The following is an 11,454-nucleotide window of genomic DNA, read 5'->3' on the forward strand; positions in this document are numbered from 1 at the left end:
AAAAGCGGCCAGCGGGATTTTTACAATTGCCTCTTTAGTATGAAGAGAAGTGCAAGACTAAAGAGCGCCGCAAAAAAACACCAGACGGAGATCGCGCTTAGCGCGTTGATTAAGTAGGTAATCAGAGCAGATAGAAGCAGTAGAAGGCCTGCAATCCAGATCTTTTTTAGAGATGAGATAAAAAAGGGTGGGATTGTAGCAAGAAGGTAGAAGCTAACCTTTATTACACTAAACAGGCTCCACTGAAAATGCTGCAGGTAGTGGATGTTATATCGACCTGCTGTTGCATGAATATCGGGAATTTCAAGAAAGAGAGTGGCCGCAACCATTACTCCTAAAGCCAAACAGCCTGCCAAAGCCTTTCTTTTTTTCTTAGAACTCTCCACTAGATAGAGAGAGAAGGGAATCCAGACAGGCCAGATGGCATAAGCGAAAAACAGGAAAATAGTTTGAGCTGGCGAACTTTTGGGAAGAGATAACCAGATAACTCCTTCAGCCGCTTGTTGAACGGCAAAAAAGAAGGGGATGAGAGCAAGCGGAAGGTAGCGTCTCGATTTTATCCGAGAGACGAGGGCGCAGCCCACAGCAGCAAGAGCTGCACTTGCACCAAAGCTTACCGGCGCTGAAAAACACATGTGATAAGCCTCTTTTTTCGGAACTTATTTCATTTTGAAGAAGAGCCACTGATCTTCTTTCTTGCTCATCTTTAGTTTGATGAGGGCGAACTCACCGCGCAGCTTCTCGCCGTGAAGGGTGAAGTGGACCTTTCCTAGTTCCAACCCCTCTTCCATGAGGCGCTCAGATTCCCGTGCGGGAGATCCGTCTATGTCATAGGTGCCCTTGTCCCAAATAGTGACACTTCCGGCTCCATATCCTTCGGGGATAACCCCTTCGAAATATTGATACTCGTAGGGGTGGTCCTCAACCATGATTGCAAGACGCTTCTCGTCGGGATTTAAAGAGGGCCGTTTGGGAACTGCCCAGCTTTTGAGGGTGCCATTTACTTCCAAGCGCAGATCGTAGTGGAGATGCCTCGCTTTATGTTCTTGCACAACAAAGCGAAGCTCCTTTCCCTTGCCCTTTTTAAGCTTAGGGGGAGGCTCTTTTGTCTTTGCAAGATCGCGCTTGCTCGCATACTTTTTTAAGCTCAGAAAAACTTCTTGTTAGATGTTTCCTCGAGCTATGTCATAGGCATGTGTTTTGAAGCAAGAAGGGAGTTTGAAGAACTCCCTTCTATTTGTAGCTATGCAGAAGTCGTTAAAGGTTGCGCGGTGCGTCCTGCCAGGCAAGAAGTTAGAGAAGAGACTAACGTAGGAAGGATTGGCACAATGAGCGTGTTTAAGTAATTTGAACTCTGTCTTCTTTCAAGCTCCTGGATACGGCCATTTAGTGCGTCGATCGTTCTTCTCATTTCGCTGATGGTTACATTCTGTTCATGGATAATTCCGACTAGCTGAGTGTTCTGTGCTAACAATCTGGCTACTAGGTCACCTTCAGTGGTGGTTTGCAATGTGCTTGCTGTTATTGCATTTGAAACGGCATTTATCGCGGACATGTTTTTCTCCTTTTTCTTATTTAATCATCTGTTTTGTGCAGAACAGGCAGCCAATGAGGAAGCCGACCGCTTTCGCTGTTTTTGCAAAAACGGTTAACTCTTCCACCTGTTTATTCAGAGTGTCGAGTCGCGTATTGTTTACCTGATCACTTAATCGAAGCTCGTCTCGCACTCCTCTAATTGCTCTCCCTTGAACTTCTAGCGTTTCTACAACTACCTGTTGAAAAGGGGTGCTTGCTGTTGAAACAGCTCCTGTTGTCATACTCATAATTTTTCTCCTTTGTTGTTAACTAACCCACGATGGGTTGTTAATAGCTCAGAATATAAACTCTCTATGTGGATTAAGAGAAATTAATAGAATTTAATAGTGGCATTAGAAATACTTAAGCTATGACACTAAGCCTGCTCTATATGAAGTACTTCTGCGACTCGGTTAGACTAGGAGGAGTCACGGCTGCAGCTAAGGCTAATTTCGTGACGCAATCGGCTATCAGTCAGGGGATCGCAAAGCTAGAGCACTCTCTGGGGAGCTCTCTTGTTGCAAGGCATCCAAATCGATTTCGTCTTACTCCTGAGGGAGAGAAGGCCTTTCTAGAGATGATCGATATTCTAAAAAGAGCGGAAGCCTTTCAGGAGAACTTCTCGGAAGAGAATGCACAGGAGATGGGGCCGCTTGAGTTTGCGTGTACATTTAGCTTTGGACTCGCTGTCATTCCTCGCCTTTTAAAGAAGTTTAGAGAGATGCACCCTCAGGTGAAGGTGAATTTCATCTGTTCTGGAAATCTCGATGAGATCAAACAGATGCTAAGAGCGGGTTCAATCGACTTTGGAATTGTCCCAGTGCTAGGAGCTTTCGATTTTTCAGGATTTACAAAACAGACGGTATATCAGGGAAGCTACGGCCTCTATAAATCATCAGAGGTAGACAAGAAAGAGGAGAAGCGTTTGGGTTTCATTCTCTCTGAATCGGAGGACGCTGCTGTTTTTCAACACATCTACCAAGAGAGGCATGGAAAGGAGCCCGAACTCTTTTTAAAAGCGCGCAGCTGGGTGGTTGCTGCCACTCTGGCGGCCGAGGGGCTAGGCATCGGCTATTTTCCAGACTATATCGCATCCTCGAAACAGCTCAAACTTCGCCGTTGCGAGATGGATTTAACTCTTCCTAAGTATCAGATCACTGCTGTCTATCCTCAAGGGATGAAATTGAGAAAGAGCAGCGAAATTTTTCTCTCCCTTTTCAAATAGTCTTTTGATTAGGATCCGGAGAATGCGCCCTCCAAAACAGAAACGACCTCTTTCGGTTCCGATTTTAATGATGCTTGCATCATTTGCATCCGTCTCGGCGGTGCTGTTCACGCCTGCGCTTCCCGAGATTCGGATGAAGCTTCAGATGAGCCAGGCTCAAGTTCAGCTGACGATGACCGCCTTTTTGATTGGCTATGCACTCGGAAATCTTCCCTACGGCCCGATCGCGAATAGATTTGGAAGGAAGCCCGCGATCTACCTTGGAGGGCTAATTGCTGTAATCGGCTGCCTGCTTATCGTCCTCGTAAATAGCAGAGAGCTCTTCTGGCTCTTTATTCTCGGCCGCTTTCTGATGGCGATCGGAAGTGCTGTAGGGATGAAGGTCGCGTTCACAATGGTAGGGGATGTGTGCGATCAGACGGAGGCGACGAGAAAGATCTCCTCGTTTATTTACGCTTTTGCTCTGGGGCCCTGCGCGGCAATTGCCATCGGGGGTGCCCTTACGCTTCATTTCGGGTGGCAGAGCTGCTTTTATCTGCTTGCAGGCTATAGCTTGCTGGTCTGTCTCTTATCAGCTCTTCTTCCCGAGACGCTTGCAGAAAGAGATACAAAGGCATTGAACTTCGTAAAGATCAAAGAGGGGTATCTCGAGAAGTTTAGGAATAAAAAACTGATCTCCTGCGCGCTGATCATGGGCTGCATGAGCGCAATTACCTATCTCTTTGCAACGGAGGCCCCTTTTATCGGCATCGAAGAGATTGGCCTCACTCCCTATGCTTATGGCCTGCTCACGTTTATTCCAGCGATGGGAATGATCGTCGGATCTTTAATCACGAGACTTCTTGCAGGAAAAAAGGATCCTCTTGTTGTGATGCACTGGGGCAGTCTGCTTTCGGTATTTATCTCGCTTCTCATGCTCGTTCTATTTCTATTTGAGCAGGTGAGTGTCTGGACTCTATTTATTCCGATGCCTTTTCTCTACGTTGGTTTCACCTTTCTCTTTTCTAACGCCTCAGCGCTCGCTATGTTTCACGCAAAAGATAAATCAAACGCCTCTTCGGTCATGAATTTCATCAATATGGGAATGGCCGTTGTAGCGCTCTTTTTTATTGAGATCATTCCCATTGATAAGCCCTATCTTCTCCCTCTTCTTTTCATCGTCTTTGCACTGGCTACACTCCTTCTAAGAAGAAGACTCGCATCGTTGCGCGCTTGAAAAAATTCTTTTTAAGATCCAGAATCGGAGCTCCGCAATTTTAAAGGAGCTATGGCTATGTACGCATTTCTACTTGCTTTCTGTCTGCTTTTCAGTTTTTCAACTCAGATCTCAGCTTCTGAACCGCAACCTGTTGCTGCTGCCGAGCAGCTAGATATCCGCATCCCAGTTGTCGACATGAGAGACTATTATGATGTTGAGAAGAGGGCGCTCTTTCTTGATACCCTCTATGACGCAATGACAAGTGTGGGATTTTTTGCAGTGCGCAACACAGGAGTTGATGCCGAAGTGATCAGAGCAGCGTACGCAGAGGCGGAAGCCTTTTTTAGACAGGATGCTTCAGTTAAAGCAGCTTGCTATGCTCCCGAGCTAAAAGGACAGCGCGGCTTCGTTCCTGGCGAGACAGCAAAGGGCAACCAGGCGAAAGATCGCAAAGAGTTTTATCATATCGGCCGCGAGGGCTCTCTCCCTGCAAATATCTGGTCTGGAAGACCTTCGTTTAAGAGCTCTCTCTCTACGCTCTACAATGAGCTCGAGCAGTATGTCATTCCTCTGCAAGAGGCGATTATCGAGACGATCAATAGAAAGGCTACTACTCAGCTCCCTTTAGACTACCTAAATGCGAACACGAAAAAGGGAGATACGCTCCTCCGAGCGCTCTACTATCCCGCACTATCTGACGAAGAGATAAAGGGATTAAAACAGCCGCTCTACTGGGCAGCTCCGCATACCGACATCGATCTTCTGGCTATCTTGCCATTTGCCACTGAAAAAGGGCTTCAGGTAGAGATGAACGGCCAGTGGCTTAATGTTATCGTCCCTGAAGATGCTTTCATCGTAAATATCGGAGATATGTTGCAGAACCTCACCAACGGCCTCTTTGTCAGCGCTAAACACCGCGTTGTAGCGCAAGAGCCGAATAAGAATCGCTACTCGATGGTTCTCTTTGTTCATCCAACCGATGAGACCCCTCTCGATCCGATTCCCGCTTGCATCGAACTCACAGGCGGCGTGCAGCGCTATGCGCCAGGCACACGTCAAGAGTTTCTCTGGGAGAGATTATTAGAACTCAACATCGCCCCAGGCCTCCTCGAGCCCTACTCTAAATTGGGTCACACCGAACGCCAGATCCAGTTCGGAAGAGAGAGTCCTCAGGTGGTGGAGATGCTGATTAAAAATGGACTTGCAAGCCCCGCAGTTCTTGCAAAATAGATGCAGATAAAAAAAATCTCCTCCCCAAACAGGGAGGAGATTTTTTATTTTCGATTATGCGTTGTTGAGTTTTCTAGGACCGCATTTGCCGCAAGCGTAGTCGAAAGATTTACGCTTTTTGCATTTAGAATCTACGAGCTCGTCTGTTGGACGAGATTCAGCATCGGAAACAGAGAGGTTCATCTCAGTTTCAACGACTGGAGCTGGAGCTTCTTCTTGAGCCACTTCTTCAGCAGATAGAGCTGCGCAAGCCATTACTGATGCAATAAAAAAAGAACGGAACATAAGTACCTCGATTTGGTGAAAAAACAACCTCAGTTTACTATCGCCCCTCTTTTTCTTCTCTATTTTTAACAATTTGCTACAAAAATCCCATTGACGCCCTTAAAAACTCATGCTAAAACTTTTACTTTGTTTTAAGGGTTCTTTCATGCTCAAAAGGTCTATTTTTCTACTGGTAACTATTTTCTCTGTTGCCCTTTGTGCGCAAAACTCTCCAGATCATGAAAATTTTTCCCTTGAAAGTCTTGTTGAACAAGAGACTTTTCAGATCGATAATACCAGCTCTTCAGAAGCCCATATTTTATCTGATCTTTATTGCTCACGAGGTGAAAGCTACCTACTCTTAGGCGAGGATCAAAAAGCATTTGCTGATTTTCGAAAAGCTTACATTCATGCACTAAATTGCACAGAAAAAAACATTAAAACTTCCTTAACGTTTCGCTCGGCATTTGGAGCATTTCTTGTTTACGCGCGTATGGAAGATCTCGAAAAGGTAAAATCTACAGCCAAATTTCTAGAAGATATCCTAAAAAATTATTCCTGCCATGAGTGTAAAGAGATGCTGGGTATAACAACCCCGCGTTCATTTTGTTTTGGTATGGATATGCCTTGTTTTTATCAACAAACACGTCAAGATTGGCCTGTTCTTGGACCAGATTACGCTTCTGTAGGAGATTGTGTAGAACGTGTTAATGGAACAATTAGCGCTCTAACAACTCTTATTGCTGTAGTAAAAAAGACCGAAGTTCGAGCTCTAGCAGCAATGGTGATAAATGGATTAGGAGATCAGGCTAGAAACTGCTGTGTTGCGGGTGGTTTATGGAAAGGATGCATACAAAAACTAGTGAACAAACTGCATTATTGGAAAGCATATGGAATTCCTGCAGATCCATCTTGGGATGATTAGAGGAAAAAAATATGAAGATATTCTGTTTCGTTATTCTGTTCTGTCTATCTGCGGTTTTTGGACATGCTGACAACTCCTTTTTGCTTTCTTCTGAAAAACTTTCAGATGAGTCTTCATCTCTAAAGGGCATTAATTCTTTTGTCTTCTTTTTTTGTTTGAAGATGGAGAAGAACGAAGTCGACAAAACGGTAAAGTTTATCGATCGCGATCTTGCGCAATTTGGTAAAGTTGAGAAAAAAGATATTTTCACTTCGAATGGAGTCGATCTCGAGTGTTTTGCGAATCCAAGTTTGAAATTTTCGATTGAGAGATTGGTCGATAAAGAGGGCAAGCAGCTTCCTATTTTGAGAGCGGAATTAGTAGCAAGCAGCGCCGTTCAGATGATGACGAATAAGGAGTACATTTCTTCCAATATTGGAAGCTGGTCTATCTATGTAAAGGATGAGGGTCAAGATCTTCAAAAGGCGCTTAAAGAGACATTCTCGCTTTTGCTAAAGAGATTTTCTGCGGACTTTCAAAAAGTTAATGGAAAAGAAAAAAAACCTACATTCTTTATTACTTACAACTCATCTCTCTGGGACAAGCAGTTTTAAGAAGCTAAGTATAAGAAAAGCCCGCCCGGGAGAGGCGCTCGGAAGAAGAAAGCCCGCCCGGGAGAGTGGAAGTCAACGGACAGGGAATGGACATTAATGGACGGGAAACGGACAGGCGGGCAAGAGAGAGGGAAAGAATTTCTTTCTTTGGCGCGTGTCCTTTTCCTGTCCGTTTCCCGTCCATTGATGTCCGTTGACGTCCATTTCTTCTTCCGAGCGCTTCTTCCCATGCGCTTTTTTACCAGGAGGCGAGGGGAGGGAGGGAGCAGAGGATCGCGTCGGGGTTGCCGCCGGAGCGGAAGCCGAACTGAGTTCCCCTGTCGTAGAGGAGGTTGAACTCGACGTAGTGGCCTCGCATCTTATACTGCTGCGCTTTTTCTTCTGGTGTGAAGGGCTGGGTGGTGCGACGTGTGTAGATGGGATTGATCGCTTCTAAAAAGGTGTTTCCAACGCTCTTCCAGAGCAGAAAATCTGTGTCGAAATCACCTCGATTAAAGTGGTCGAAGAAGATGCCGCCAACGCCGCGCTCTTTGTTTCTGTGGGGAACAAAAAAGTAGGTGGCTGCATTCTGTGAAAACTCGGGATAGATCTCGCTGCCGAAGGGGTCGAGCGTGGACTTTGCAACGCTGTGGAAGTGGCGCGTGTCCTCCTCGTAGGGCTGTCCCATGGGCGTCAGATCGTAGCCTCCTCCGAACCAGAACTTCTCCTTAGTTTCTAAATAGCGCAAGTTCATGTGAACTGTAGGAGCGTGGGGGTTGCTCATGTGAGTGATTAGACTAATTCCCGTAGCAAAAAAGGGGCCCATGCCATCATTCATGGGAAAGTTGTCGCCTTCAATACCAGACCAGTTCACTGCAGCTCTTTCGAACACACTGCCGCGGAGCTCTGCGATTTCTCCTCCGCCTCTTCCTTTCTGGTACTCCCACGCTCTCCGCTCAAAACGTTGTCCATTTTCGTGGGACTCAAAACTCGCAATGATCGTTTCGCGCAGCGCTTTTAAGTAGTGTACGATCTCTGTTTTTCTGTTCATAAGAGTTAGAGGGTGTCGCAAAGTCGGAAGCTTTGATTTTTTAAGAGTTTTTGGAAGAATTTAAATTGTCTTTCGCAGGACATACTTGAGCAAGTAGACCAAGAAAGACAATTTAAATTCTGCCGAAAAGGCTAAAAAAGCATGTTTCCGTCTTTGTAGACATCCTCTTAGTCTATTTGTTAAGCTTGCTTTCATGCAGCAGAAAAAAAAGACGCGAGTCATCGTTTTAGGCGGCGGAATTTCAGGCCTTGCTGCCGCTTGGTACTTGTCCCAAACATGCGAGTGCGAGATCACCCTGATCGAGAAGCAGCCGCGTATCGGCGGTTTTCTCAGAACTGATGTTCACGACGGATTTCAGTTTGAGAAAGGACCGAGAATTTTTAAAACCTCTCGTTCAGAAGCTCTCCTCAGATTAATAGATGAGCTTGGGCTCTCTTCTCAAAGAGTTGTTTCTGCAAAAGATGCAAATTTGAGGTATATCTGGAGAGGGGGCTCGCTGCAGCTCTTTCCAAAAAATCTCGCAGGCTTTCTCTCTTCACCCCTTACGCGTCCGCTGATTGCTTCTCTCTTTTCAGAGTGGAAGAAGCCCTCCCTTGCTGGTGATGAGAGCATTCACGCGTTTGTATGTCGCAGGTTTGGAGAGAGTGTGGCAAAAGAGCTCTTCGACCCTCTAATCGTAGGCATCTATGCAGGCGATATCAGAAAACTTTCAATCAAGAGCTGCTTCTCTCAACTGAAAAAGTGGGAGGAGGAGCATGGATCGGTAACTGCCGGCTTTTTAAAATCGAGAAGCAGGGCAGATGCGATCGATACGTTTGGCCTGCCTCGCTCCTCTCTCTTTTCACTAAAGGGGGGGATAGAGACGCTCATACACACCCTTAAAGAGAAGATTCCTGCTACGATCGTGTGCGGTAAAAAAGTGGAAACTCTCCGGTTTTTCAAAGATACAGTGAGAGTGAACACGCAAGAGGAGAGCTGGGAGGCGGACTACCTTTTTAGCGCACTTCCATCATATGAGCTTGCGAGCTACTTGAAAGAGGTCGAGCCTGCTGCTGCAACGACGCTTTCAGAGATCAGATTTCAAGATATCGCAACGGTACATCTTGGCTTCCGCTCATCAGTATTAGAAACGCGCGGGTTCGGCTATCTCGTTCCATCCCACGCAAAGCAGGAGATCCTGGGCACTGTCTTTGATTCCAACCTCTTTTCCAATGAGTCCGAAACTCGCCTCTCTACAATGCTTCTGCTCGAAGGAGGAGATCACGAGGCGCACGCGCTTGCAGCGGTAAAAAATCATCTCGGCATTCACGTGCCGTGCGACCACCTCTCGGTAACCGAGTCGAAGTGGGCAATACCACAATTTGAAGTGGGGCATGAAGCGCGTATGAAAGGTCTTGAGAGAGAGCTGGCAAATTCTCTCCCGCGCCTCACTCTTGTTGGCAACTATCTTGGCGGAGCAGCAGTCAGCGATGCTGTGCTGTATTCAAGAAAAAAAGCAGTAGAATTTTCTAGGAAAATTCAGAAGCTCTAACTTACTCTATCTCTTCTTTTTCTTTTCTACATGGGAGTTAGGTATGTCTATCAGAGCTTGTCAAGTTGGCGTCCGTTCGGCGCGCACTCTTCTGCCTTTAGGACTTATTGCGAGATCCGCAGTTTCGCATGAGACATTAACCTCGAGAGCGTTTCAGAGAGCTCAGCGCGAGATCTCATCTTCGAATAGAGACCTTTCTAAGGCGAGAAGTTACGAAAAGGGAGCTGTGGGAGATAACCCGATGACTGCGCTGAAGCTCTCAGGACATATGCTCGGTATGGCTTCAGATAATAAAGATAGAGATTGGCAGCTCTCCATTTTAGATATAGTCACTGACAAGAACACCTGGCTGGTAGGGCATCGGGCTCGAATCTCTGGACTCGCTTTTCATGGAGATCACCTAATTTCTGCATCACACGATGGAACCTGCAGAATATGGGATTCTGTAAGTAAAGTAAGTAGTCAGACTCTAAATCATGGTAGTACCAAAGTGAACTGCCTTCAAGTTGAGGGTCACACTCTAGTTACTGGCACTGATGATGCAACGGCAAGTGTCTGGGATCTCAAAACCAATAAACGAGAGTATGTCCTGGATGGGCATACAGAAGGGGTTGGCTGCTTGTCGATAGATAGCGGGCTGCTCGCCACAGGATCGCTTGATCATACTTGTAGAATATGGGATGTAGCTTTAGGAAAGTGCAAAAGAGTTCTTAAAGAGCACACAGCCCCAATCACTACCATTCAGCTGAGTGACGATACTGTGGTTACGGGGTCTTCGGATGGAAGATGCATCAGCTGGAATGCAAAGACAGGTGAACTTCTCCAAAAATTTGAACACGGGTCAGAAGTTACTGCTCTCCAATTCGAAGGAAGAGTTCTGATTACAGCAGCAAAGGATGGGATCTGCAGAGTTTGGGATCTCGAGAGCGGTATCTGCACTCGCGAGCTCAAAGGTCATGAGAGACGGATCAACTGCTTGCAGATGCAAGATGACCTGGTTGCAACAGGATCCGATGATTGTAAAACGAGACTCTGGAATTGGAAGACGGGCGAGTATAAGGTCTTTTCGCAGTTTGGAGAGATCACGCATCTTGTACTAAAAGGCACAACATTGATCACTGGAAACAGCTATGGGGCGATCGTTCGCTTTGATACCAATAAACCAAGTAGCCTGCCCATTTTAAAGAGAGTCTAAAGAGCGTTCTTGAAGAAGAGGGGGTGAGTGCTGTCTTGGAGAGCGTCTCCGAAGGCGTAGCCGCTCTTCTTAAGAAGGTGTGTGAGAGGATCGTTCTTCTGCAGGATGTAGACGGCCCTTTGGGGAGCGAAGAAGATCATGTAGAACTTCTGCCCAGGGGTTTGGAAGAGCAGGTCGAAAGAGAACTTGTAGTCTGCGCTGACGAAGAGAGCAGCTCCCATTGCCTGAGGAAGAGGGCACTGTTCTGAAATAGGGGATGGCGTCTCATCCACTTTGATGAGGACGGCACCCAGAGGGTTGTTGAACGAGCAGATCTCTTTTAATGCGATAGGTGTTGAGGGAAAGGGGGAGTGGCCATCGGCCCCTGCAATCAAGTAGTGGGTAAAACCTACGCGTAGAGAGTCAGCTTGAAATAGAGCTGCTGCCATCTGCACCACGCGCGAGGAGATGAATGTTCTCTTCACGCTTACATCATCTCTCCAGAGATCTCTTCCCTCTTTGAACAGATCAGCAGAAGGCTTCTGAAGAAGTTTTTCTGGGGCTACATGCAGGCGTTTAGCAAGGAGATTTTCTGCGCTGTTTTTTAAAGCGAGCAGCTCATTCTCAGGCAGGATCATCTCGAGCTCAATGCACTTGTTGTTGATGAAGAAGGAGCGCTGCTGTGGAGTCAAAAAAACTTGCATTAGGG

General features: G+C 46.5%; 14 protein-coding genes. 7 read left to right on the forward strand and 7 right to left on the reverse strand.

The window, feature by feature from the left end; all coding sequences use genetic code 11:
- Window positions 1-20 precede the first annotated feature (20 nt).
- From HYX48_02830 to HYX48_02845, 4 genes are all read right to left on the reverse strand, one after another.
- Entirely contained in the window at window positions 21-635 is a 615-nt protein-coding gene (locus tag HYX48_02830) for a hypothetical protein (GenBank protein MBI2742831.1), read from the reverse strand.
- A gap of 24 nt (window positions 636-659) precedes the next feature.
- On the reverse strand, window positions 660-1,151 hold the full coding sequence (locus HYX48_02835) for a DNA ligase (GenBank protein ID MBI2742832.1): 492 nt from the start codon (window positions 1,149-1,151) through the stop codon (window positions 660-662).
- Between the two features lie 92 nt (window positions 1,152-1,243).
- Window positions 1,244-1,474 carry a hypothetical protein gene (locus HYX48_02840; protein ID MBI2742833.1) on the reverse strand — a complete coding sequence of 77 codons (231 nt, stop codon included), beginning with the start codon at window positions 1,472-1,474 and terminating at the stop codon, window positions 1,244-1,246.
- A 97-nt stretch (window positions 1,475-1,571) separates the two neighbouring features.
- Window positions 1,572-1,823, reverse strand: a complete 252-nt coding sequence (locus tag HYX48_02845; protein ID MBI2742834.1) for a hypothetical protein — start codon at window positions 1,821-1,823, stop codon at window positions 1,572-1,574.
- 122 nt (window positions 1,824-1,945) lie between these two features.
- On the opposite strand from HYX48_02845, the gene HYX48_02850 reads away from it, so the two are divergent.
- Genes HYX48_02850 through HYX48_02860 form a run of 3 tightly spaced genes read left to right on the forward strand, consistent with a single transcriptional unit; the run spans window position 1,946 to window position 5,228 of the window.
- A complete protein-coding gene (locus tag HYX48_02850) occupies window positions 1,946-2,800 on the forward strand; it encodes a LysR family transcriptional regulator (GenBank protein MBI2742835.1) in 855 nt (284 codons plus the stop codon).
- 22 nt (window positions 2,801-2,822) lie between these two features.
- The gene (locus HYX48_02855; protein MBI2742836.1) at window positions 2,823-4,016 is read left to right on the forward strand and encodes an MFS transporter; all 1,194 of its coding nucleotides are present in this window, start codon (window positions 2,823-2,825) and stop codon (window positions 4,014-4,016) included.
- Between the two features lie 51 nt (window positions 4,017-4,067).
- Window positions 4,068-5,228 carry an isopenicillin N synthase family oxygenase gene (locus HYX48_02860; protein MBI2742837.1) on the forward strand — a complete coding sequence of 387 codons (1,161 nt, stop codon included), beginning with the start codon at window positions 4,068-4,070 and terminating at the stop codon, window positions 5,226-5,228.
- A 54-nt stretch (window positions 5,229-5,282) separates the two neighbouring features.
- Here HYX48_02860 and HYX48_02865 read toward each other — a convergent pair whose 3' ends face one another.
- On the reverse strand, window positions 5,283-5,513 hold the full coding sequence (locus tag HYX48_02865) for a hypothetical protein (protein MBI2742838.1): 231 nt from the start codon (window positions 5,511-5,513) through the stop codon (window positions 5,283-5,285).
- Between the two features lie 109 nt (window positions 5,514-5,622).
- Between HYX48_02865 and HYX48_02870 the strand changes: the two genes are divergently transcribed.
- Both HYX48_02870 and HYX48_02875 read left to right on the forward strand, forming a co-directional pair.
- Window positions 5,623-6,417: a hypothetical protein gene (locus tag HYX48_02870; protein MBI2742839.1), complete on the forward strand. Its 795-nt coding sequence runs from the start codon at window positions 5,623-5,625 to the stop codon at window positions 6,415-6,417.
- 11 nt (window positions 6,418-6,428) lie between these two features.
- Window positions 6,429-7,010 (forward strand): hypothetical protein, encoded by a 582-nt coding sequence (locus HYX48_02875; GenBank protein MBI2742840.1) that lies wholly within the window; start codon window positions 6,429-6,431, stop codon window positions 7,008-7,010.
- Between the two features lie 238 nt (window positions 7,011-7,248).
- On the opposite strand, the gene hemF is transcribed toward HYX48_02875, so the two are convergent.
- Complete coding sequence (hemF, locus tag HYX48_02880) at window positions 7,249-8,040, reverse strand: oxygen-dependent coproporphyrinogen oxidase (GenBank protein MBI2742841.1); 792 nt, start codon at window positions 8,038-8,040, stop codon at window positions 7,249-7,251.
- Window positions 8,041-8,233: 193 nt separating this feature from the next.
- Here hemF and hemG point away from each other — a divergent pair, with 193 nt between their 5' ends.
- Together hemG and HYX48_02890 are read left to right on the forward strand one after the other, a co-directional pair.
- Window positions 8,234-9,571, forward strand: a complete 1,338-nt coding sequence (hemG, locus tag HYX48_02885) for a protoporphyrinogen oxidase (GenBank protein ID MBI2742842.1) — start codon at window positions 8,234-8,236, stop codon at window positions 9,569-9,571.
- Window positions 9,572-9,614: 43 nt separating this feature from the next.
- Window positions 9,615-10,766, forward strand: a complete 1,152-nt coding sequence (locus tag HYX48_02890) for a WD40 repeat domain-containing protein (GenBank protein MBI2742843.1) — start codon at window positions 9,615-9,617, stop codon at window positions 10,764-10,766.
- Here the strand turns inward: HYX48_02890 and HYX48_02895 are convergent.
- Entirely contained in the window at window positions 10,763-11,449 is a 687-nt protein-coding gene (locus HYX48_02895; protein ID MBI2742844.1) for a hypothetical protein, read from the reverse strand. The genes HYX48_02890 and HYX48_02895 overlap by 4 nt on opposite strands.
- Window positions 11,450-11,454 lie beyond the last annotated feature (5 nt).

It is taken from the genome of Chlamydiales bacterium (assembly GCA_016185065.1).
In the GTDB taxonomy this organism is placed as follows: Bacteria; Chlamydiota; Chlamydiia; order Chlamydiales; family Rhabdochlamydiaceae.